This is a genomic window from Caldalkalibacillus salinus, assembly GCF_016745835.1.
Taxonomy (GTDB): Bacteria; Bacillota; Bacilli; order Caldalkalibacillales; family JCM-10596; genus Caldalkalibacillus_A; species Caldalkalibacillus_A salinus.
Map to the genome: position 1 here is coordinate 1 of NZ_JAERVL010000035.1, position 24,646 is coordinate 24,646.

Annotated in this window: 18 protein-coding genes and 2 tRNA genes; 18 read left to right on the forward strand and 2 right to left on the reverse strand. The window is 42.9% G+C overall.

The genetic code is table 11. From position 1 onward, the window contains the following. Positions 1-7: 7 nt before the first annotated feature. The 8 genes from JKM87_RS16540 to JKM87_RS16575 all read left to right on the forward strand — a co-directional run bounded on the left by JKM87_RS16540 (position 8) and on the right by JKM87_RS16575 (position 11,227). Positions 8-81 (forward strand) — tRNA-Cys (locus tag JKM87_RS16540). Between the two features lie 570 nt (positions 82-651). Then, positions 652-6,486, forward strand: coding sequence for a pullulanase (locus JKM87_RS16545; RefSeq protein ID WP_202081484.1), 5,835 nt, complete (start codon positions 652-654; stop codon positions 6,484-6,486). A 114-nt stretch (positions 6,487-6,600) separates the two neighbouring features. After that, positions 6,601-6,685 (forward strand) — tRNA-Leu (locus tag JKM87_RS16550). Positions 6,686-6,987: 302 nt separating this feature from the next. Beyond that, positions 6,988-7,713, forward strand: coding sequence for a nuclear transport factor 2 family protein (locus JKM87_RS16555; RefSeq protein ID WP_202081485.1), 726 nt, complete (start codon positions 6,988-6,990; stop codon positions 7,711-7,713). Between the two features lie 323 nt (positions 7,714-8,036). Next, positions 8,037-8,516 carry an RNA polymerase sigma factor gene (locus tag JKM87_RS16560; protein ID WP_336885199.1) on the forward strand — a complete coding sequence of 160 codons (480 nt, stop codon included), beginning with the start codon at positions 8,037-8,039 and terminating at the stop codon, positions 8,514-8,516. Continuing rightward, positions 8,503-9,165, forward strand: coding sequence for a zf-HC2 domain-containing protein (locus JKM87_RS16565; RefSeq protein ID WP_202081486.1), 663 nt, complete (start codon positions 8,503-8,505; stop codon positions 9,163-9,165). The genes JKM87_RS16560 and JKM87_RS16565 overlap by 14 nt, the downstream gene beginning before the upstream one ends. A gap of 247 nt (positions 9,166-9,412) precedes the next feature. Next, on the forward strand, positions 9,413-10,069 hold the full coding sequence (locus tag JKM87_RS16570) for a DsbA family oxidoreductase (RefSeq protein WP_202081487.1): 657 nt from the start codon (positions 9,413-9,415) through the stop codon (positions 10,067-10,069). Between the two features lie 24 nt (positions 10,070-10,093). Then, positions 10,094-11,227, forward strand: coding sequence for an oxidoreductase (locus tag JKM87_RS16575; protein ID WP_202081488.1), 1,134 nt, complete (start codon positions 10,094-10,096; stop codon positions 11,225-11,227). A 208-nt stretch (positions 11,228-11,435) separates the two neighbouring features. On the opposite strand, the gene JKM87_RS16580 is transcribed toward JKM87_RS16575, so the two are convergent. Then, entirely contained in the window at positions 11,436-11,702 is a 267-nt protein-coding gene (locus JKM87_RS16580; RefSeq protein WP_202081489.1) for a hypothetical protein, read from the reverse strand. Between the two features lie 139 nt (positions 11,703-11,841). Then, entirely contained in the window at positions 11,842-12,513 is a 672-nt protein-coding gene (locus JKM87_RS16585) for a hypothetical protein (RefSeq protein ID WP_202081490.1), read from the reverse strand. 247 nt (positions 12,514-12,760) lie between these two features. Between JKM87_RS16585 and JKM87_RS16590 the strand changes: the two genes are divergently transcribed. The 10 genes from JKM87_RS16590 to carB all read left to right on the forward strand — a co-directional run bounded on the left by JKM87_RS16590 (position 12,761) and on the right by carB (position 24,645). Continuing rightward, the gene (locus JKM87_RS16590; RefSeq protein ID WP_202081491.1) at positions 12,761-12,949 is read left to right on the forward strand and encodes an H-type small acid-soluble spore protein; all 189 of its coding nucleotides are present in this window, start codon (positions 12,761-12,763) and stop codon (positions 12,947-12,949) included. Positions 12,950-13,165: 216 nt separating this feature from the next. Beyond that, positions 13,166-13,597, forward strand: a complete 432-nt coding sequence (rnhA, locus tag JKM87_RS16595) for a ribonuclease HI (RefSeq protein ID WP_202081492.1) — start codon at positions 13,166-13,168, stop codon at positions 13,595-13,597. Between the two features lie 77 nt (positions 13,598-13,674). Further along, the gene (gene queG / locus JKM87_RS16600) at positions 13,675-14,853 is read left to right on the forward strand and encodes a tRNA epoxyqueuosine(34) reductase QueG (protein WP_202081493.1); all 1,179 of its coding nucleotides are present in this window, start codon (positions 13,675-13,677) and stop codon (positions 14,851-14,853) included. Beyond that, positions 14,850-15,389 (forward strand): methylated-DNA--[protein]-cysteine S-methyltransferase, encoded by a 540-nt coding sequence (locus JKM87_RS16605; protein ID WP_202081494.1) that lies wholly within the window; start codon positions 14,850-14,852, stop codon positions 15,387-15,389. The genes queG and JKM87_RS16605 overlap by 4 nt, the downstream gene beginning before the upstream one ends. Before the next feature lie 384 nt (positions 15,390-15,773). Next, positions 15,774-16,808 (forward strand): N-acetyl-gamma-glutamyl-phosphate reductase, encoded by a 1,035-nt coding sequence (argC, locus tag JKM87_RS16610; protein WP_202081495.1) that lies wholly within the window; start codon positions 15,774-15,776, stop codon positions 16,806-16,808. A 49-nt stretch (positions 16,809-16,857) separates the two neighbouring features. After that, positions 16,858-18,144 (forward strand): bifunctional ornithine acetyltransferase/N-acetylglutamate synthase, encoded by a 1,287-nt coding sequence (gene argJ / locus JKM87_RS16615; protein ID WP_202081496.1) that lies wholly within the window; start codon positions 16,858-16,860, stop codon positions 18,142-18,144. A 59-nt stretch (positions 18,145-18,203) separates the two neighbouring features. Continuing rightward, positions 18,204-19,004: an acetylglutamate kinase gene (gene argB, locus JKM87_RS16620; RefSeq protein ID WP_202081497.1), complete on the forward strand. Its 801-nt coding sequence runs from the start codon at positions 18,204-18,206 to the stop codon at positions 19,002-19,004. Next, positions 18,988-20,295: an acetylornithine transaminase gene (locus JKM87_RS16625; protein WP_336885197.1), complete on the forward strand. Its 1,308-nt coding sequence runs from the start codon at positions 18,988-18,990 to the stop codon at positions 20,293-20,295. Before argB ends, JKM87_RS16625 begins: the two co-directional genes overlap by 17 nt. Next, positions 20,292-21,425, forward strand: a complete 1,134-nt coding sequence (locus JKM87_RS16630) for a carbamoyl phosphate synthase small subunit (protein WP_336885198.1) — start codon at positions 20,292-20,294, stop codon at positions 21,423-21,425. The genes JKM87_RS16625 and JKM87_RS16630 overlap by 4 nt, the downstream gene beginning before the upstream one ends. Beyond that, positions 21,400-24,645 (forward strand): carbamoyl-phosphate synthase (glutamine-hydrolyzing) large subunit, encoded by a 3,246-nt coding sequence (gene carB, locus JKM87_RS16635; protein WP_202081499.1) that lies wholly within the window; start codon positions 21,400-21,402, stop codon positions 24,643-24,645. Before JKM87_RS16630 ends, carB begins: the two co-directional genes overlap by 26 nt. Position 24,646: the final 1 nt, after the last annotated feature.

The window sequence follows — 24,646 nt, forward strand, 5'->3', positions numbered from 1 at the left end:
TTATTAAGGCGGCATAGCCAAGTGGTAAGGCAGAGGTCTGCAAAACCTTTATCCCCAGTTCGAATCTGGGTGCCGCCTCCATTATACTTTTCAACCATATTTGTACGAACTGACAAAAGCTTTTATAAGCTTTTTTTTAATTTCTCATTTACCCACGTCTTGTGTCTTCTAAGTCAAAGTCAACATATCACCCCCTACCATTATACCTACCTCAACCTACCTTTTAAATTCTCAGGCTAACATTATGATCTTAGCTTGAAACAGATGCCTATTACTCTAGTGAAAAGATTTCTGAATCTTTATATTGAAAGTTTTCACCAAACCATGTAAACTACATTTTAAGGAAAGCGTTTGCATAAGAAAAGCTTACTCAGCAAACAGATGTAATTAATTTAAATGATACATAATAGTATTCCCGGACCTTAATGGTATTGCTAAGCTAAACACTTATTTTTTTACAATGTTGTGCAATCGTTTTCTCAATTGTGTTAGTATACTTAAACTAAACGATACAACCAGCTTGGTTCTACTATGCCTTGATTGTTTAGGAATATATCACTGAAGCCTGAAGGCTAGAGAAACTGGCTATAGTAAAAGTGTCCTAAGTATTGTAAATGACTTACTTGATACAACGAAAGGGGAGGGTGAATTGTGAGTTTCAGAAAAGCAAATCGTTATGCTGCAATGTTATTAGTATTCGTTATGGTTTTAAGTATTTTACCCGTGAGCGTGCTTCAAACAGAGGTAAATGCGCAAACTTCTACAGAAATGGAAAACGATTATTCCCAAGTACGGTTGACTTATGAACGGGAGGACCGAGATTATGAGGATTGGGATGTCTGGGTGTGGAATACAGGAGTTGAAGACGACAACCATGACTTTACTCAATTTGAGAACGGTTTCGCAAGGTCGTATATAGACGTGGCAACGGATGAAATTGGCTTTATCATTCGTAAAGGTGATTGGGAGGACAGAGAGCCTAATGGACAAGAAATAGACCGATACATCCATATGAACCAACAAGATCCTTTAACAAAAGTACATGTCAAACAAGGTGAAGAGGCGTTTCATATTGTACCAGGTATACCTCGTCCGACATTAGATGAGGGAACAGCGACTTTTTATTACAGAGATCAAAACCTATACTTGCAAGATAATATGGACGCGATTGATACAGTTCAACTTCAGGTTGCTGGAGACATGTTTGATATGCGTTATGACGAAAAGGACGAACGCTTTGTATATGAGTATCACAACTTTCCACAAGGAGAATACAATTACTCTTTCATTGTAACAATGGGTCAAGACACATATAGAGTGACTGATCCGTATTATGAAGATTCAACCATAGAAAATCGATCATATGACATAACCGTGTTAGGGGAAGTCCACCCCAAGGCGATTGATTACAATGAAAATGCTGTTTTGACACTTGAAGTTCTGAATGAAGAGGACGCTGAGATCCGAAGTTTGTATGCAGATGTTTCTGCCTTAGGAGGGCCAGAGCGTTTAGAGATTGACCCTGAAATTTTGGAAGTGACCATTGCTGTTACGCATGATACGACAGCGGGGGAGAAAACAATTCCGCTCTTTGTTGTTGATGAAAATGGCGATCTACATCAAGGTGAAGTAACGGTTGAAGTTAAGACGCGGCAAATTGTAGGTAAAGATGATTTTGATTGGGATGAAGCTCTCATTTATTTCTTGCTGACCGACCGTTTTTTCGATGGAGATCACACGAACAATGACCCTTATGGCTTGAACTACACTAATGATCGTGGTACGTACCAAGGTGGTGATTTTAAGGGATTAACAGAAAAATTAGATTATCTCGATGAATTGGGCATTAATACGATTTGGATCAGCCCGATTGTCGAAAATATCAAGTATGACGTTCGTTTTAACGATGACAGTGATGATCAGCCTTACTATGCTTATCATGGGTACTGGGCAAGTGACTTTGAGCGTTTGAATCCTCATTTCGGCACAATGGAAGACTTTCATGAATTGATTGATGCAGCCGCTGAACGGAATATTAAAATCATGGTGGATGTGGTGCTCAATCACGCTGGATACGGTTTGAAAATGGCTGATGGAGAATTAGCTGAGGAAGCGCGCCCGGATGGGTATCCAACAGACGAGGAGAGAACGTTTTTCACGGATTTGCTGCGCCAAAATGGAGAGATTGGCAATGATGATATCACTGGGGAGCTAGCCGGTTTACCTGACTTTAAGACAGAAGATTCAGAAGTCCGTCAAAAGATTATTGATTGGCAGACAGCTTGGATTGAAAAGTCTCGGACGGAAAATGGCAACACCATTGATTATTTCCGAGTCGATACCGTGAAGCATGTTGAAGATACGACTTGGAAAGCATTCAAAAACGCCTTAACGAGAGAAATGCCCGAGTTTAAAATGATCGGTGAGGCATGGGGGACTGGTCAGAGTGATGATCAAGGTTATTTAAGTTCGGGTACGATGGATGCCCTATTAGATTTTGAGTTTAAGTCCACAGCCAGAGATTTTGTAAACGGACATATTGAAAAAGCGCATCAACAGCTCGTTGTTAGAAACAGTCAGCTTAATAATACTGCTACTTTAGGGCAGTTTTTAGGTAGTCATGATGAAGCAGGCTTCTTACAAAGCGTTGATGGAAATATAGGTAAGCTAAAAGTGGCTGCATCGCTACAAATAACAGCCAAAGGTCAGCCTGTTATATACTATGGTGAAGAGTTAGGATTAAGTGGTATGGATAACTATCCATACTATGATAACCGTTATGATATGGCTTGGGACAGTATAGCGGAAAATGATATATTAGAGCACTATCAAAAAGTAATAGATTTTAGAAATCAGTACTCTGCTATCCTAGCAAAAGGTGATCGTCAGTCTGTTGTAGGGTCTGATGAAGATGCGCTACTGTTATTCGAACGGTCACTAAACGGAGAGTCTGTTTATGTAGGTTTAAATACGTCTGAAGAAGTTAAACAAGTAGAGGTCACAGTAAATTCTGAGGCAGTTAAAGCCACTGATCATTATAGTGACACAGTGTATGAAGCATCGCAGGACGAGACTCTCACAGTGTCATTGCCTCCTATATCAGAAGGTGGAACAGTGTTACTCACAACCGAAGGTGGAGAGATCTTAGGATCTGAAGATGAAGACCGGGAGACTGATCCTGTCACACAAATACCAGAGAACACGCTACGTGTACATTATCAACGAGCAGATGGCGATTTTTCCGACCTAGGCCTTTGGGTCTGGGAAGATGTTGTCACACCTTCAGAAGAGGTGGATGCTTGGCCTGACGGGGCGACGCCTTTTGAACAAATAACCGATGACAGTGCCTATGTTGATGTCCCTATTGTTGAGGATGCATCGCGGGTTGGGATGCTCGTGAATAACAGTCAAGGTGACAATCTTTCAGGTGACATTTTCATCGACCCCATCTATGAAAATATGAATGAAGTTTGGATAACTGAAGAAGGTGACATTTCATTATACGAACCCGTTGAACTCCCGGAAGATACATTGCGTATTCATTATCACAGGGAGGATGGGCAATACGAACCTTGGGGTGTATGGTCATGGGGGGATGTTGCTGATCCTTCTGAAGACTGGCCCATGGATGCTGAGCCATTATTAAATGATCAATTAGGTCCATATGGTGCTTATGTGGACATCACATTAATAGACGATCCGGATGAAATAGGCTTCCTGTTTGTTGAAAGAGATGAAAATGGTGAGCAAACGGGAGATATGTCCTTTGCTGATTCTGATCATCATAAGCAGATCTTTGTGCGTGAAAATGATGACACCGTCTACACCAATCCTTATTATGTAACGGAAGACGGTCTGAATGCAGCAGAGCAAGTATCGGAGGGCGCAATTGAGCTTCGCTTTACAACAACGGACAGGTTAAATGAAGAGGATCTCAGGAATGATTTAACCGTGACCAATCATGAAGGTCATGAAGTTGAATTAACAGAAGTGGAAATCCTCACAGAAGATAACATCGTCCTCGTTCGTGGTACGTTCAATATCGATCTCGCGCCTTATAACGTGACATATAGGGACGAAACAGTGACCGCTCATAAAGGCTGGAGACTGATGGACGAGGTTTACGCCTACGATGGCACGCTCGGATCGACCTTACACAAAGATGGGACGGCCACGTTAAAATTATGGTCCCCAAGTGCTGACCAAGTGAATGTTATTCTTTATCATCGTGATGACCAGGATAAAGTAGTCTCAAGTCATATACCCATGATATTGGGGGAGCGGGGTGTCTGGGAAGCGACACTAGATGAGAACAACACTGGTGAACCTGATTTGAATGGTTTCTATTATCATTATGAGATTGAACGTGATGGAGAGAAGGTCCTGACACTTGATCCTTATGCCAAATCAATGGCGACTTGGGACAGTAACAACACAGACGAAGTCCCGATTGGCAAAGCTGCGATCGTCGATCCTTCATCAATTGGTCCGGAACTAGAATTTGCTAAGATAGACGGGGTTGAAAAGCGTGAGGACGCCGTCATTTATGAGATTCATGTTCGAGATTTTACGTCTGATCCTAGTATAGATGACCAATTACAACAGGAGTTTGGTACATTTGCTTCGTTCGTAGAGAAGTTAGACTATATACAGGATCTTGGGGTCACTCATATTCAACTCCTACCTGTCATGAGCTACTTCTTTGCTGATGAGTTTAATCGTGACCAAAGGTTACTCGAATATGCTTCTACACAAAATAATTATAATTGGGGCTACGATCCTCACAGTTACTTCTCTCTATCTGGTATGTATTCAGAGGATCCAGACGATGCAGAGAAACGTATTGAGGAATTTAAAAATTTAATTAAAGAGATTCACCGTCGTGACATGGGTGTTATCTTGGACGTGGTTTATAACCATACGGCGCGAGTGGAGATATTTGAAAACTTAGAGCCAAACTACTATCATTTTATGGATGCCGATGGCACACCGCGTGAAAGTTTTGGAGGCGGACGCCTAGGGACCACTCATGAGATGGCCAGAAAAATACTAGTCGACTCCATCACGTATTGGGTCGATACGTTTAAGGTGGATGGCTTCCGTTTTGATATGATGGGGGATCATGATGCTGAGAGTATACAGACCGCTTATGACAGAGCTAAAGCAATCAACCCCAATATCATCATGATTGGGGAAGGTTGGCGGACCTTTGTCGGAGATGAACATGGTGAAGAGGTTATGCCGGCGGACCAGGATTGGATGCAGCATACACAGAGCGTTGGCTCCTTTTCCGATGATTTCCGTAATGAGTTGAAATCCGGTTTTGGTCACGAGGGCGAACCGAGGTTTATCACTGGCGGCGCACGCAACATTCAGCAAATCTTTGACAATGTAACGGCTAACCCACACAATTTTGTGGCGACCAACCCAGGGGATGTGGTGCCTTATATTGCGGCTCATGATAATCTAACGCTACATGATGTCATTGCGGTTTCTATTAAAAAAGATCCTAAAGATCATCAAGAGGAGATTCACCAACGCATTCGTCTCGGCAACACGATGCTGTTAACAGCCCAAGGAACAGCGTTTATTCATGCCGGGCAGGAGTATGGACGTACAAAACAGTTTAAACACGAGGACTATAAAGAGGTCGTCGAGGATCCTCCATACAAGTCAACACTAGGCCTAGATCGTGAAGGACAAGCATTTGAGTATCCTTATTTTATACACGATTCCTATGACTCAACGGATGCTATTAACATGTTTGATTGGCAGAAAGCGACGAATGAAGAAGCTTACCCGATTCACACGCTAACCCGTGACTATACAAAAGGACTTATTGCCTTAAGGCGCTCAACAGACGCCTTTAGGCTAGGTACAATTGAGGACATAGAGTCTAATGTATCCCTGATCAATGCACCTGAAATACATGAAGAAGACTTGATCATCGGCTATAAAACGATGTCCACTGATGGAACGGAAGCGTACTATGTGTTTGTGAACGCTGATGAACAAACACGTACACTCACATTAAACTATAACCTTAACCATGGTTCTGTGATTGTAGATAAAGATGAAGCAGGTGTGACAGCTGTTAAAAGTCCGTCTGGTTTTAAGCTTACGGGTAACAAAATAACGCTCGATCCTCTAACAGCTGTTGTTGTTAAAGTAGAGCAGCCAGAAAAGAAAAGAGATGCTGCCGATAATAGCGAACATATTCCTACTGACCGTCCAAAACCACCTAGAGGATTGGACCCGCAGGATCAAAGAGACAATAATAACAATAAAAACGCATCTGAAAATTCAATCGGAGAAGACGCTCAAACGTCAATGCGTGAAGGAGCACAAGACAAATCTAAAGCTATCAAGCGTGCCCAATTTGTGGATGAGCTAGTACGTGTGCTCGAATTAGAAATGAACGCAGCTACCTTGTTTACTGATGTGGCCCATGACGCTTGGTATGCTCAGCTGTTGGTCAAAAACTGAATTTGACAAACGCTTATACGAAGCGTATAATGGATGGTGCACTTGATTTTGATATGAAATTTGCAAGGTAACATTTCTTCGTATCATTGAAACAAACAAGTGTACCAAATTTGTGCCGGTGTGGCGGAATTGGCAGACGCGCACGACTCAAAATCGTGTTCCTTCGGGAGTGTCGGTTCGAACCCGACCACCGGTACCATACATACGTTGATATGACGCTGATTTTCGATGATTTATCGTTGATCTAGCCGGGAATTAATAAAATTAGCGACTTTTACACAGTCCTTTTCGTTTGGGGTTCACATTATTTGTGGACATTAAACGGAAGGGACTGTTTTTTATTTGGCAAGAACGTAATAAAATGCTTATATCTTTACCTCTAGTGATAAAAAACGATCTGAATCGTACATAATAGCAACTTGTAAGAAATTTACTATATCTTAACGTGCTAGGATAAATTAAGATGTTAATTCAAATCATGATCTAGTGGAGGGATAAAGAATGGCAAATAACAATGATTCAAACCTAGTGCGGGGTTACTTCAATGCATACGAAACAAAAGAAAGGGAAACTTTGGAGGGATTGCTAAGTCGAGACTTCACTTTTAGTAGTCCAGTTGATGATAAGATCGATCGAGGAACTTATTTTGCGAGATGTTGGCCTAGTTGTAAAGACATCCATGAATATCGTATCCATCATCTCTTTACAGATGTGAATGAAGCTTTCGTTGGTTATGAATGTGAACTCAATTCCGGTGTTACTTTTCAAAATATGGAACACTTTAGGTTTTTTGATAACCAAATCAAAGAAATTATTGTCTATTTTGGCTATGATTTTAGGGAGGATCCTTTTTCAGAAATGAGAGCTAAAAGATTCAATGATGCATTTTCTTCCGGAAATATTGATTTTATCATTGAAAACATAGCAGAAGATGTTAACTGGCATGTTGTTGGTGAGCCTAAACTTCATGGAAGAGAAGCGGTTGTCAAAATGATGGAACCTATGCGTGGAGTGGTTCCGAAAGAATATAAAACAAACAATATCCTCATAAACGGCAATAAAGCAATCATTGAAGGGACGTTGACGATGCCCAAAGGAAATGGTGAAGTCCAGTCGTATGCTTATTGTGATATTTATACGTTTACACATTCAAACAAGGACACAATAAAAGATTTAACAGCTTATCTTATTGAGTTGCCAAATGAGAAGGAATTGAACAATGAATGAAATCATTTATGTAGCGCTTATTCCCCTGTTTAATCGCTGATTCTAACATCAGTTTGTCAAAATAAATCGTATGCAACAATAAATACGCAGTCCCTTTCGTTTAGTTTGCACTATTCGCTAACTAATAACGGGAGGGTTTTTTGTTCGTTTTATTTTTGCGATAATTAAAATATTTTATGTTGACCCTGAATCACTTGGGCTGGGACTCATAATAAAAAACTTTTTTGCTTAAAAGTATAAAATATTATAAATCTCTCTGTAACGAAATTAAAGTCTAGGAGTTGTATAAGTGAAAGGGGTGAAAAGAGATCGATTTTGAGGGGATCTATCGAAAATATTTTAAACAAGTCTATTTGTTTATTAAATCACTAAGTCACGATGAAAGTATAGCCGAAGAAATGACGCAAGAAGCATTTTTTAAGGCGTTAAAAAACATTGACAAATTTGATGGTTCTAAAGACATTCGAGCATGGCTTTTTACAATCGCAAAAAATACATATTTCTCGCACTACAAAAAAAAGAAACGACAAATAGACACAGATGTAGTAGAAGAACCAGATAGGGGCGTGCAAATTGTAAAGCATTTGATGAATGAGGAAGATGCCTTCACCGTTCATCAGTTTCTTCACTCGATGCATGAACCATATAAGGAGGTCTTTTCACTACGTACATTTGGTGAATTACCATTTGAAAAAATAGGGCGTCTTTTTGGAAAAAGTGCAGGATGGGCAAGGGTGACCTATTACAGAGCGAGGAAACAAATTATCGATTATATGGAGGAGATGAATGATGAAAGAGATTAAATGCACAATCATTCAAGATGTTTTACCTCTGTATCTTGATAAAGTAGTTAGTCAAGATACAAAAGAAATGGTAGAAGATCATTTACAGCATTGTGATAAATGTCAAAAAGAATATGAGTCCATGAAAAGGGAACTGTGTATTCCAGTAGAAACTGAAGTATCTTTTTTTAATAACATTAGAAAAAAATGGTTTAAGAAAAAAGTGATGATCTCCGTTCTTTCTATTATAATAACGGCAGCTATTTTATTAGGGTCATTTTCATATGTTTTTCATTATGAAACGGTAATTCCATACTCAGAAGATCTATTTAAAATTGAAGTTCAAAATGATAAACAATTGGTTATTCGTTATATTGGTAAAGCTTATGGTGGCTATTACCAAGCGGGTCCTATGTCAGTTGAAATTGATGGAGAGAAAAAGAATGTGTATATTATTTATTATACAAAAACAATAGCCGATTCACCTGAAAGAAAAAACCTTATTAATACTGAAAAAAACAGTGAGGAACAAGAGGGATATACCTCTGATCTTGAAATTGGAAAAATTGATGCTGTGTATTATGTTGGTTATGACTCTAAAAAAATTGCTGAAGGAAAAGATTCTTGGGATAGCGTTTTAGAACGTGCTGAATTGATTTGGGAGAAATAAGTATTACGGTTTTTAAAGATCTTAAGTATAGACATGGTTTTTCAGACTGTAGACAAAGTACAGACGTTACAGAACTGTAGCTGAGCATTTCATTTCTCCTCTTTTGTGTCAGCTTTTAAAATAATAATGAGGGTATGCTGGTGAGGGGGTTGTCCAAAATAACAACTAGGGATTGTCCCAGCTATCGACCACCCCATACCATTCATCTTAGTAAGTAAAAATCACTTATTCGAAAAGAGGAGTCTATATGTCAGTTAAAGTTAGAGTTTACTCAGATTACGTATGACCTTTCTGCTTTATAGCGGAGGGTCCGTTAGAAGAAGCGATAGAAGGCAAGGATGTAAAGGTTGAATGGATGCCTTTTGAATTGCGTCCCTATCCTGCGGAAACATTAAAACCTGAGGAAGATTATTTACAGTCTGCTTGGAAAAACAATATTTACCCTATGGCAGAGCGTATGGGAGTGAAAATGGTACTTCCTAAAGTGTCACCTCAGCCTCATACCCATTACGCTTTCGAAGGGTATCAGTTTGCAAAGGAACATGGGAAAGGAAACGAATATAATCACCGTATGTTCACGGCCTTTTTCCAAGAAGAATTAGATATTGGTGACGTTGAAGTTTTAACAGCTTTAGCGGGAGATATCGGATTGAACGAGACGGCTTTTAGAGAGGCGTTGGAAGCACGAAGATACAAAGAAGCACACCAAAAGGCGTTAGAGCACGCTTTTAATGAGGCTCAAATCACAGCTGTGCCGACATTTGTGATTGGGGATACAGTCTTACAAGGGGCACGGCCAAAGGAAGTCCTAGAACAAGTCATTGAAGAGGAGCTTGCCAAACAAAAAAACAACGACGATATCGATTTTGACGGCATGGTATGCGGTCCGGACGGTTGTCAATAACGTTAAGAAGGAGTCAGCAAGCATATGACAAAACATCAAAAGCTATTTGAGACCGTACAGTTAGGTCCAGTAACAGTCGGCAATCGCATTGGTGTGGCACCTATGACGAGGACGAGTGCGACAGAAACTGGGGTTGTCACAGATCAAATGGTATCTTATTACCACAAATTCGCCAAAGGTGGATTCGGGTTTATTATCACAGAAGGAACCTATACGGATGATAAATATAGTCAGGGGTACCCTGATCAGCCTGGTATTATCAATCAAGAGCAGGCTCAAGCGTGGCAAAAAGTAACTGAAGCCGTACATCAGGATGGCAGTAAAATCATCATGCAACTCATGCATGCCGGTGCATTATCTCAAGGGAATCGATTCACAAAAGAGACACTAGCTCCGTCAGTCGTACAGCCTAAGGGTGAGCAACTGGGGTTTTATGGCGGCGAAGGATCTTTCCCCACACCGAAGGAAGCCACTAAAGAGGACATTAAACACATTATAGAAGGCTTTGTAAATGCAGCTCAGCGTGCCAAAGAGGTTGGTTTTGATGGGGTTGAGATTCATGGTGCAAACGGCTATATCCTTGATCAATTTCTCACTGATTACACCAATCAGCGTACAGATGAATACGGAGGGGCAGTTGAGAATCGCGTTCGTTTAGCCGTTGAAGTATCCGAGGCGGTTCGGGACGCCGTCGGCGATGACTTTGTCGTTGGTATCCGTATCTCACAAGGAAAAGTAAATGACTATCACCATAAATGGGCTGATAAAGAAAAAGAAGCGGACATCATCTTTACCCAATTAGGTCAGACAGGTTTAGATTACATTCATGTCACAGAGTACGAAGCATGGCAACCTGCATTTCCAAAAGGGGAAGGAACAGAAGCCACAGACGCTGCTTTTGGAGACGGCGGGCCAACACTCGCTGCTCTAGCTAAGAAGTATAGTCAACGCCCGGTTATGGCTAACGGTAGTTTACACGAACCTGACAAAGCGCAGGCTATCGTTGAACAGGGAGATGCCGATCTAGTGACGATCGGACGTGGTGCACTCGCCAACGGGGATTGGGCTAACAAAGTTAAAAATGATCAAGGGCTTGAAGAGTTTAAGCCAGAAAAAGTCTTAGCACCAAACGCTAAAATTAAAGGCTTTGAAGTATAAAGAAAAGACAAGCTTAAGAGCAGTCACAAACACGACAGACAAGGGTAGCAAACACTATTATCGCAAACTCAGATCTTGTCAGATTGACTTGTCACAAAACATTTTCTCACAAAAAAACACCTCTTAGATTGGGAACCATGATAAGCTTCAAGCTTCAAGCGTTCTCTTTCTAAGGGGTGCGTGCCACCTTAGGAATTAAGGTGGTTTTTTATTTATCTGATTTAGAGCTCGAACGAGTGTCACCGCGTCTTTCTAAAGTACGGTCTAAAAAGTAGCCCGCTAGGAGCCAGAATAAAATGGTGCTAGCATAAACGATATGCCGATGTATATAGTGGATATCTAAGAACATCTCCATGAACCAACCAGGTATACTAACGGACATTAGCAGCATATTATCACGGTCATAGCCGATAGCATTAAAAAAACATACCAGTGCTGCAACAGCTGTAAACCAAAACGTAAACTTTTTTAGCATAGGTTATCCTCCTCACAACCGTTTCATTATTAGTATGAAGCGAGAAGAGGGGAATTATGCTACGATCCACGTAACGGTGAACCATAATGAGGACGGATCCATACATAGAATCAATCGAATATACTGGGCCACCAAAACATTAGACGATCTGGATATCCTGCACGCCCCCACCGTGAACGTGGAGAAACAAATCAATAATTGTTTGTAGGAGGGCTTGACCGTCTTCTTTAGATTTAGCGATCTGAGGCATAAATATGAGCTGTACAAGCTGATGGCTATCATACGTTAAGGCCTCTCTAATCACCGGTAAAAATGGTGAAGCTACAGCCCCTTTGGCATCTGAAAAGACGAGAAGCTGTTCAACCGAATATTCTTTACCATTGTATTTAATGGTTTCATCTTTTTCACCCATGCGGAGTGTCAGGATATCTCCAGATATGGATTGGACGTCAAGGACCAAGATAGGTGTAAAGTAACGTAAAGAAAAGAAGTGTGTAATATCCAATGCCGAATAGCCGGTTGTTGGTGAATGTCCTGACAAGATGTGATGGAATTGTTCTTCAAAAACGGGGACGTGATAACCAACGTCTATCCCTAAAGCTTCAAGGTAAGCATGTACGTACTGTAATTGTGGATGCTTTTGAATACACCCTTCCTCCTCAAAATCAAGACGGAGGCTTTCATGGAAAAATTGAAACCGTCCCTGTAACATCTTTGGTGTCTGCAATACTTGTGTATCATGGTATTGTATGACTCCGACGTTTAGTTGTGGGGCTTTAAGCTTAATAAACGAGTCTTTTTCGACATGCATATGAATTCAGTCCTTTTCATTACATTGTCATGATTATTGTGTGTTACGACAGTATTTGATTTTAATGGATATTAATGTATATTATGAACGTTTAAGTCCACACTAATATTGATTATCTTAGACATCAATTTTTTGTCATATTCGTTACAAAAAGTATTTCGCATCAAATGAGGAAAATGTTTCCGTAAGTTAAACATTTATAAAACTTTATGAACACAATATGTATATGATTAAGGAGGAAGCGCAAATGAATATTGGACGAGCCAAACAAATCGTTGAGGCCCCTGAAGAGATTGAAGTACGCTACCAAGGTACCCCTGTCTGGATTCAAAACCTTAATGAAGGAGAAGAAACAGCGAGAGTATACACCAGAGAGGAGCCAGATGACGAACAAGTCGTTCCAGTGGGTCAGCTAGTGGAAGTGCGCCATCACTAATTAATAAGTATGAATAAGTATACAATATACACACATAACAGTACTGTAACATAAGTCATAACAGCAACCAAGGAATATGCCATCATACAATGGTATCGATTTCCTTAGGTTGCTTTTTTCTTTATGTTTTTTCCTTCTGTCTATCATGTTATAATCAATGGATACCAAGCTATAAAATCAAATAAGTGACACTGAATAAACAAGGGGTTGTGAATATTGAAGGAAGTTAAAATTTATACTGACGGTGCTTGCTCGGGTAATCCTGGGCCAGGTGGATGGGCGGCCGTGTTATTGTATGGTGAACACCGCAAAGAGATCTACGGAGGACATGAACACACGACCAATCAACGGATGGAACTTCAAGCTGCCATCGAAGCCTTAAATGCACTTAAGTCCCCTTGTCAGGTGAATTTATACAGTGACTCCGCTTATATGGTCAATTGTTTCAAACAAGGCTGGTATAAGAATTGGGTTAGAAATAACTGGAAAAATAGCAAGGGTAAGCCGGTCGAAAATCAAGAACTATGGAAACAGCTACTTGAATTAGTGGATCAGCATGACGTCACATTTGTAAAAGTGAAAGGTCATGCCGATGATGAATTAAATAATCGATGCGACGAATTGGCAGTCGCTGCGATTCCTAAATAAATATAAAGTATTGAGCTTACACGACGTTCACCTTTATTTAATTAAGTCATGTCACAATAAGAAAGGAGGGGGGCCATATGCTTAAGCTTACACAGGAAGAAGTCAGTCATCTGAAGCAGGAGATTATCACTTATGGTCGAAGCATAGGGATAGATAAAATAGGTTTCACAACGGCTGATCCTTTTCTCACACTAAAAGAGCGGCTAAAGCAACATCGTGAACTCGGGTACGAATCTGGATTTGAAGAGTCAGATCTAGACAAAAGAACGGAACCAAAGCAAACTCTCCCAGAAGCTCAGTCTATTATTGCTATCGCATTGGCTTACCCTTCCAAGATGGAAGAGGCCCCAAAGTCAAAAAAAGGGGCCTATCGCGGTATTTTGTGTCGTTCCTCATGGGGATTGGATTACCACCATATATTAAGGGATAAGATGAACCAACTTGAAGCCTTTATCAAGGAGAAAGTGCCGGAGGTCAAAGCGGAGTCTATGGTTGATACGGGGGCGTTATCGGACCGTGCCGTCGCTGAAAGGGCTGGTATTGGCTGGAGTGGAAAAAATAGTGCCATTATCACACCAGAGTTCGGCTCTTGGGTTTATCTCGGTGAAATGTTAACGTCCATCCCTTTTGAACCAGATGAACCGATCACAGAGTCCTGCGGCTCATGTACGAAGTGTATTGACGCCTGTCCGACAGGTGCACTAGTTCAAGGGGGACAATTAGATTCTAATAAATGTATTGCCTTTCTCACACAAGTGAAAAACTTTGTCCCAATGGAATATAGAGAAAAAATTGGAAATAGACTTTATGGATGTGACACGTGTCAGACGGTTTGTCCCGTGAACAAAAAGAAAAACTTCACACATCATCCAGAAATGACACCCGATCCTGAAGTGGCGAAACCGCTGTTACTACCGTTACTAGATATGTCAAAGCGTGAGTTTAGAGAGACATTTGGACCAACATCCTCAGCCTGGAGAGGGAAAAAACCTATTCAGCGTAATGCGATCATCGCTCTTGGCCATTTTAAGGATACGAGTGCCGTACCGAAGTTAACGGAACTGTTGAATCATGATCCACGACCAGCGATTAGAGGAACAGCTGCATGGTCGCTTGGCAAAATAAAAAATGAAGAGGCCTATGAAGCCTTAGTGGATGCAAGCCTAATGGAAAAAGACGGAGAAGTCCGGGAAGAAATTCGAGAAGCGTTAGATCAAAGGGCAAGTACGTCCAGAGAGGAGAATGTTTCTGTATGACACGTACAGCCAACCTGTATTACTCAGTGATGGAGTCTCCTGTAGGACCGATGACACTCGCCTGTACAAAGAAAGGTCTATGTCGCATAGATTATCAGGCAGGAGATTCAGTGCTGAGAAACTTGATCAGATGGTCGAGACAACATTTTCTGACTGACCAAATACAGGAAGATGATCAGGCATTACAAGATGTAAAGCAGCAGTTAGACGAGTACTTCCGTGGGGAAAGAAAAAGCTTTGACTATCCATTAGAATTAGTGGGAACGTCGTTTCAGAAGCTTGTATGGAAGACACTGCGTAACATTCCGTACGGAGAAGTTAGAAGCTACAAAGAGATTGCCCAAATGATAGGTTCTCCAAAAGCGGTTCGTGCTATTGGAGGGGCCAATAACAAAAACCATATTCCTATTATCATTCCCTGTCACCGGGTTATTGGATCTAACGGTGCCTTAGTCGGTTACGGTGGTGGCTTGCACATCAAAGAACACCTTCTTGAGATAGAAGGCTATCTTCCTATGAGCAGTAAAAAAGCATAGGAACAGGATAGAGCAGTAGAAAATAGAGTGGTAGAAAGTACAACCGTCACAGAGAAAGAAGTTAAAGCAAAAAGTTAAACAATAAGTTAAACAAGAAGCTAAGCAAAATAGATAAACTAAGAAATGCGAACCTCTTTCACCCTACAGCGTGGTGTGAAGGAGGTTTTTTTATGCACGTACACACGTCTATCCCTCTCTAAGTTTCAAGATAAAAAGGCCTTAAAATGTAAGCGTTACCATAATATTTTTTAATATATTTTAACAAAAACGGTTGTATAAAAATACATTACTTAGTATAATGATTCGAAATAAGGATTGGCAGAAATTATAACAAACGAGCATAGTGAGTTATCAACCTTACAGGACAGGGAGAGGAGTAACCTTATGAAAGTGGCAGTCATCGGCGCGACAGGTTATAGCGGTGTGGAACTTATACGACTTTTACTCAATCATCCACATGTGGAACTGACAACATTGATATCAGGGAATAAGGAAGGGGATTTATGTGCGGATCATTTTCCGCACCTGAAGGGGATTGTAGAGCACTCATTGGAAGCCCTAGACGTTGCCCAACTAGTCAAAGATGTGGATTTCGTATTCTTTGCGACACCCTCTGGCGTGAGTCGTACATACATGCCAGCATTAACCGAAGCAGGCCTCCCATGTGTGGACCTTTCAGGAGATTTTAGACTGCACAACCCGAATGAATATGCACAATGGTACAAACAGGAACCAGCTGACGCATCATTACTCGCCCATGCCGTTTATGGATTGTCTGAAGTGAATCAAGAACAGATCAGGGAGGCGACTCTGGTGGCTAACCCTGGGTGCTACCCTACATCGGTTTTGCTCGGATTGGTTCCTATCTTGGAGAGCGGATGGGTCGTAGTAGATGATATAGTCATCGACGGTAAAACGGGCGTGTCTGGCGCAGGACGTTCTTTGAACTTGGCTACACACTTTTCAGAAACGAATGAAAATGTGCGTCCCTATAAATTAGGCCAGCACCAACATATACCCGAAATTGAACAGACGTTACAGGCGTACGATCCATCATCTCAAATCACGTTTTCAACTCACCTTATTCCGATGACCAGGGGAATCCAATGCAGTATGTACTTGACATTGAAGGAGTCAAAAACGGCTGAGGACATACTTGAACGGTATCAACACTATTATCAATCTCAGCCTTTCGTCCGTATCTGCCCTTTAGGAAAGTGGCCAGCGACGAAAGAGGTGTACGGCTCCAATTATTGTGATATCGGTATTCACTTAGACGCTCGAACCGGAAAGCTCATGATTATTTCTGTAATTGATAATGTCGTCAAAGGCGCGGCAGGGCAAGCGATACAGAATATGAATCTCATGAAGGGTTGGGCACAGGAGACTGGGTTAAAGGTGAGCCCCGTGTTCCCATAAGATGCCTATGTATGACCACCATGCGAAAAAGAGAGGGAGGGGTACAGCCATGCGTGTGCTCAAAGAAGGTTATACCATCATCAAGGATGGTATCGGTACTGAAGTGCAAGACACACTAGAACAGCAAGGCATAAGCATCATACCTGAAGGAAGTATCACTCTTCCCAAAGGATATGAATCCGGCGGCCTTCATTGTGGATTGAAGTTTAAGCGTAAAGATATTGGGTGGATCGTCAGTCACGTCCCGGCTCAAGCGGCAGGTGTGTATACCACTAATGCGTACCAGGCCGCTCCACTACAGGTCACACAGGAGAGCATAGCACAAGAAGGAAAGCTGCAAGCAGTGGTCGTCAACTCTGCTAACGCCAATGCGTGTACAGGGCCGGAAGGATTAGAAGATGCCTATGCGATGCGGACCTTAACTGCGCAACAGTTTGGTGTACCTGAGCATTATGCAGCGATTGTCTCTACAGGGGTGATCGGTGAACGCTTAGATATGGATAAAGTTAGATCTGGAATCGAAGAAATGGATCAGCTTGCTCATGCAGGGGTGGCCAATTTTGAAAAAGCGATATTGACCACCGATACATGTACCAAATCAGTAGCCGTTCAGTGTGAGATTGATGGCCAAACGGTTTCCATCGGGGGAGTTGCTAAGGGATCAGGTATGGTACACCCTAACATGGCAACGATGTTAGCCTTTATCACAACGGATGCGAATATAGAACAAACCTATTTACAAAATGCGCTTAAGCAAGCGACGGATCACACTTTTAATCGGATTACCGTAGACGGTGATACCAGTACAAATGACATGGTCTTGTTGCTGGCGAACGGCGAAGCGGGGAACGATCCTCTCACTTTAAGTCATGAACAACATGAAGTATTTCTACAGGCGCTGATTTACGTTTGTGAGGCCCTTGCAAAGATGATTGCCCGAGATGGTGAAGGCGCCTCGAAGTTGATTGAAGTCACGGTAAAAGGAGCACAATCGGAAGCTGAAGCGGAGCAGATCGGTAAAGCTGTCGTCGGTTCAAGTTTAGTTAAAACAGCCGTATACGGCACAGACCCTAACTGGGGTAGAATCATTTGCGCTGTAGGCTATAGTGGGCAGACCGGATATAATCCAGATCACGTATCTGTGCATATTGGCCCTATAGAAGTGGTGCATGAAGGGAGACCAACATCCTTCTCGGAGGAAGAAGCTAAGCGCGTGTTAGAACATTCAACGGTCTCAATCACCGTTGATTTACATGCCGGTACACAGACGGCGACTTGCTGGGGATGTGATTTAACATACGACTATGTCCGTATCAACGCTTCGTATCGAACGTAAGTGGCCTCTGGCATCATCGTTTGAGAAAGTAAATTGCGGGAGTGAAGGGAGTACAGACTGTGGAGACCATCGTTTTTAAATGTGGGGGGAGTATTTTAGCCTCGTTACCAGATGAGTGTTATCAGATACTTACGACATTACATCGCGAAGGGATTTGCCAACCAATTATTGTCCATGGTGGTGGTCCTATTATTACGGCACTCGCCGAGGGACTTGGTGTACAAACGCAGTTTGTGAACGGTTTGCGCGTCACAACGGCAGAGCACTTGGACGTCGTTGAGATGGGGTTAAGTGCCAAAACGAATAAGCAAATTGTACAGAAATTATGGCAAGAAGGTGGTAAAGCATGGGGAATCAGTGGGGTTGATGCCCAGCTTTTGACCTCCGAGCAGATAGATCCACAGCTAGGATTGGTGGGCAAAATCGTTCAGGTGAAAACCCCGATTATTGAGAGTATGCTACAACAAGATTATATACCTGTCATTTCGCCCGTGGCCTTGTCTGAGTCGTTAGAGAAACATAATGTCAATGCAGACGAAGCAGCTGCATCCATTGCCAAAGCTTTACAAGCCAAACTCTGTTTTCTAACAGATGTAGACGGTGTTCAGACTAACGACGGTATAGAGCATGAATTGAACGCAACGGTGGCTCAACAACTGATAGATTCAGAGGTCATATACGGGGGGATGATTCCCAAGGTACAATCCGGATTGCAGGCTTTAAACCATGGCGTAGAACAAGTATGTATGTTGAACGGGACCCAACCCGAAAGTATATCCGCTTGGTTAAATGGGGAACAGGTTGGAACCGTATTTGTGCACAAGCAAAAGGAGGGAAGCGTTCATGCAACCAACAGCTAAAAGTAGCACAGGAAAGAGTAGCATCAATCAGTACAGCTCAGGCCAAAAAACGATGATACACGAAGCGCAGAAATCGCAAGGTTTGTCTAGTCAATCGATTATGGCAACGTACCAACGTTTTCCACTCACCCTCGTGAAGGGAGAAGGCAGTTACGTGTGGGACGATGAGGGTCAATCGTATTTAGACTTCAGTGCAGGGATTGGGACTTGTAACCTTGGCCATGTCCCTCCATTCGTGAAGGAGGCTGTTGAGGTTCAATTACAATCATTGTGGCATTGCTCAAACTTGTACCATATACCCCAACAAGAACAGCTGGCGAAAAAGTTGACGGCGCACACCCTCTTCGATCAGGTATTTTTCTGTAATAGCGGAGCGGAAGCGAACGAAGCGGCTATTAAACTCGCACGTAAATATGGTCATACACACAAGGGAAGTCAGGCAACAGACATTGTCACATTTCAACACTCATTCCATGGTCGTACGATGGCCACTTTATCAGCCACTGGGCAGCAAAAGGTAAAAGAGGGGTTCGATCCTCTACTGCCCGGATTTCAAACCCTACCTTATAACGATGAGGCTGCTTTAAAAGAGGTTAAGCCAGAGCAAACATGTGCAGTGTTTCTCGAAATGGTGCAGGGAGAAGGGGGCGTCATACCTGTCGATCCATCGTGGTTACAAGCCCTTCAAGCAATGTGTCGTGAACATGACATCCTACTCATCATTGACGAGATTCAAACAGGCATGGGAAGAACAGGGCATCTATTCGCTTACGAGCATGTTGATCTGCAGCCTGACGTCATCACGGTAGCGAAAGGTTTAGGGTCCGGTTTTCCTATCGGCGCTTTACTAGCAAAAGATGAGGTCGCTCAAGTCTTTCAGCCTGGCAGTCATGGTAGTACGTTCGGAGGGAACCCAGTCGCTTGTGCCGCAGGGCTAGCCACTTTAGAAACGATGCTAGAACCCGCTTTTTTACCACAGGTGAGAGAGAAGGCTACTTACCTACATGACCGTCTGAATCAATGGATACAAACAGAGTCCGACCGAGGGCGTCCTTATTTTAAATTGAGAGGCTTAGGCTTAATGTTAGGGATTGTCGTGACCCCTTTTGAAAATGAGCAAGGTCAGCAGGTGAATGCTACCGCATTGATCAAATACATGAGAGCACAACATATCTTAGTGTTACCTGCGGGCACAAACGTTGTGCGCTTACTACCGCCACTCACGGTGACTTATGACGAGATCGACCAATTAATTCGAGGTTTAGAACAATGGGAGGGAAGCGAAACGTGAACAGCAAGAAAGGCTACTTATTACTAGAAAACGGAGAAGTCATGGAAGGCGAATGGCTGAGTGGAGATCATCACGTAGATGGTGAAATGGTCTTTAATACTAGTATGTACGGTTATCAGGAGATACTATCCGATCCCTCCTATCGTGGGCAGATTCTGTGTTTCTGCTATCCACTCTTAGGAAATTATGGGATCAATACTCATGATTATGAAAGTGCCCAATTCCAAGTATCTGGCGTGATACTGGAGGAAAGTAGTGAGCATTTCAGTCATTACGAAGCGAAGCATAGCCTATTAGACCAGTTTCAACGTGCACATATTCCTGTTTTGGGGCGTGTCGATACGAGAGCATTAGTCAAGATGTTGCGTCAGACTGGAGAATTGAGAGGCTATCTAACGGACCAAAAGCTAGACGAAGCCACTATTAAACATCAGCTTGAAACTTGGCAGACGGCGCCTTTGACGAGCAGTAATCGAGTACATGAAGTTTCCGTCAAACAACCGATCACCTATGAAGGTGAGGGCTTACACATTGGACTTATTGATTATGGTTATAAAAAATCTATTTTAAAAAGCTTGCAACAACGCGGGTGTCAGGTGACCGTTTTCCCATATACAACGACTTACGAGCAGGTTAAAGCTGTTAATCCAGACGGGTTGTTATTTAGCAATGGACCCGGAGATCCCATGGCATTAGCGGCACAGTTGGCCGATATTAAGAAAATGAGTATACACTACCCTTCGTTAGGAATATGTCTGGGACATCAATTGTTAGCTTTAGCACACGGCGCGTCAACAACCAAACTAGAATACGGTCACCGGGGTGGGAATCATCCGGTTAAGGATGTACACAGTGGAAAGGTCTATATGACGGCGCAGAACCATGGTTATGTCGTTACAGAGGAGACGTTGAGCGACACGCCATTCACACTCACATTCCGCAACGTGAATGATCACACGATTGAAGGCTTGCGTCATCAACATTATGCCATCCAAACGGTGCAATTTCATCCTGAAGCTCACTCAGGACCACAGGACACCGCTTATATATTTGATCAATTTTTACAAGAGATACAATCGACTGGGGAGATAGGAGAGATAGAATATGCCGCTGCATCAGGACATTCGTAAAGTACTCGTTATCGGTTCCGGCCCTATACAAATCGGGCAGGCAGCCGAATTTGATTACGCCGGTACTCAAGCATGTTTAGCATTAAAAGAAGAGGGAATCGAGGTTGTGCTAGTTAATAGTAACCCTGCCACGATTATGACCGATCCGTCTATCGCCGACACGGTCTATATTGAACCTTTAACGGAAGAGGTTGTGACCAACATCATTGCTAAAGAACGTCCGGATGGCATTATCGGTACCCTCGGTGGGCAAACGGGACTAAACCTCACCGTGACACTTACTGAGAAAGGGGTCCTTGAACAGTACGATGTCGCTTTGCTCGGCACCTCCGTATCCGCCATTAAAAAAGGTGAGGATCGTGAACTGTTCCGCTCACTTATGCTAGAGATCAACGAACCGATCCCTGATTCTGCGATTATTGAGTCTGTAGCGGACGGGATGACGTTTGCTAAGACCATCGGTTTCCCCGTCGTCGTGCGTCCCGCCTATACCCTTGGTGGGTCTGGGGGTGGGACGGCACATACCGCACCGGAATTAGAAACGATGCTGTACCAGGGATTAAGTGAAAGCCCCATTCACCAGGTACTACTAGAGAAGAGTATTCATGGTTGGAAAGAGGTTGAGTACGAAGTGATGCGCGACGATAATGACACGTGCATCATCGTGTGCAATATGGAAAACATTGACCCAGTTGGTATTCATACAGGAGACTCTATGGTGGTTGCTCCGACCCAAACCTTAACGGACCGCCAAGTGCAAATGCTCAGGAACGCCTCCTTGAAAATCATTCGTTCCTTAGAAGTGGTGGGGGGCTGTAACATCCAATTCGCTCTCGACCCATACACTGATCAATACAACGTGATTGAGGTCAATCCGAGGGTGAGTCGTTCCTCTGCCCTCGCATCCAAAGCCACAGGTTACCCGATTGCCAGAATGGCTGCCAAATGTGCCATTGGGTATCATCTAGACGAGATGAGTAATCCAGTGACAGGTTATACGTATGCGTCCTATGAGCCAGCCATGGATTATATCGTGGTCAAACTCCCTAGGTTTCCTTTTGACAAATTCACTGATGCGGACCAGACGTTAGGGACACAAATGCAGGCCACAGGAGAAGTGATGGCCATGGATCGTAGCTTTGAAGGCGCCTTGAACAAAAGCTTGCGTTCCTTAGAACTGAATATACAAGGCTTATATCATCCAAAGTTGGCGGATGCTACGGATGAGACGTTGAAAAAGCATCTTATCACAGGTACGGCCGATCGTTTATTTGCCATTGGCGAATGTATGCGCCGAGGTGTCACTACGGGTGAGATTGAGGCTATCACTCAAATCGACCACTGGTATGTTTCAAAGATCGCTGGCCTGATCGCGCTAGAAAAAGAGTTAAAAGCATACACATGGGACACTTTACCGACATCACTATTACAAAGAGCCAAGCAAATGCAATTCAGTGATGAGATGTTGGCGATGTTTTACCAAATTCCCGAAGCTGTCATCCGTGAAAGACGAAAGGCTGAAGGACTCGCGGCGAGTTATAAGCTTGTGGATACTTGTGCAGCTGAATTTGAAGCCCAATCACCCTACTTCTATTCCACATGGTTAGGGATGGACGAAGTAGAACAATCAGATCAAAAAAAGGTCCTTGTCGTCGGTTCAGGACCCATTCGTATAGGGCAAGGCATAGAATTCGATTATTGTTCCGTTCATGCGGTGCAAGCCCTCAAACAACAGGGGTATGAAGCGATCGTCATTAACAATAATCCAGAGACGGTGAGTACAGACTTCTCTACGGCCGACCGCTTGTATTTCGAGCCTTTAAGCGTAGAAGACGTGATCGCCGTTGCTGAAAAGGAAAACGTGCAGGGGGTTCTTGTTCAATTTGGTGGTCAAACGGCATTAAACATGGCCCAAGCGCTGAAAGAAGAAGGAATTTCCGTGCTCGGGACCCCTGTTGAAGCAGTAGATGCACTCGAAGATCGTGATCAGTTTTATCACTTGTTAGAAGAACTGGGCATACCTTGTTTACAGGGAAAAACAGCCCACACCATCGATGAGGTCAATGCTGCGGGAAATGAGATCGGTTTTCCAATGATCGTGAGACCGTCTTATGTCATCGGTGGGCAATCCATGGTGATCTTTTATGATCAAACAGAACTAGACCAGTATTGCCAGGAACAGTTAGCCTACGCCAGTCCTAGGAGCTGGCCGCTGTTAATTGATCCTTATGTCCCTGGCCTTGAATGTGAGCTAGATGCCATCAGTGACGGCCAAGATGTTGTTATCCCCGGAATCTTTGAGCATATGGAAAGAGCAGGCGTCCATTCGGGAGATAGTTTATGTACGATACCGCCAATGCAACTAACAGATGAGCTGGCAGAAACACTTCATACGTATACACAACGCGTGGCCCAAAAAGCAGGGATAAAAGGTGTCATGAATATTCAGTTTGTGATTAACGATGGGATCTGTTACGTCCTTGAGGTCAACCCACGCGCATCTAGAACCGTGCCGATCTTAAGTAAAGTGACGAACATCCCTGTGATTGATTGGGCTACCCAAGTACAACTGGGTCATTCCATAAAATCGTTAACTGAGGCAGCTGGTATTAAGGTGGGCTTACAGTCCAACGCTTCTTTTTACGCTGTCAAAGCGCCGGTTTACTCTACACATAAACTGAGAGGCGTTGATCCTCAAGTGGGACCGGAGATGAAATCTACTGGGGAAACGTTAGGAATGGGAGAGAGCGTACCCCAAGCGTTACTAAAAGCTTTGGGACCACGTTGGGTAGATCAAAATCAGGAAGAAGAGCGATGGGTGATATGCTCTGTCGCCGAGCCGTTTAAATCCGAATCCGTCACTCTGATGCATCGTTTACACGCGCAAGGTTACAAGATTCTAGCGACAGAACAGACGTATCAAACCTTACAAGCCGAGGACATTCCTGCCCAGCGCATTGAGAAGGACGTGACCAAGGTCGAGGATGCATTTAAGACGAAGCACATCCAATGGGTCGTGAATATCCCGACGAAAGGAAAAGATCATGCCCGATTTGGCTTTCAGTTACGCCGCTTAGCACTAAAATACCAAGTGCCATGTATGACTTGTTTAGATACTTTAAGCTATGTGTCGCAAGCCAACGCATCGTTGGATCAGTTGCATTGGGAGGTCACCTCATTGCAGGAATATCGGAACACATTAAATATGATCAAAATCTGAC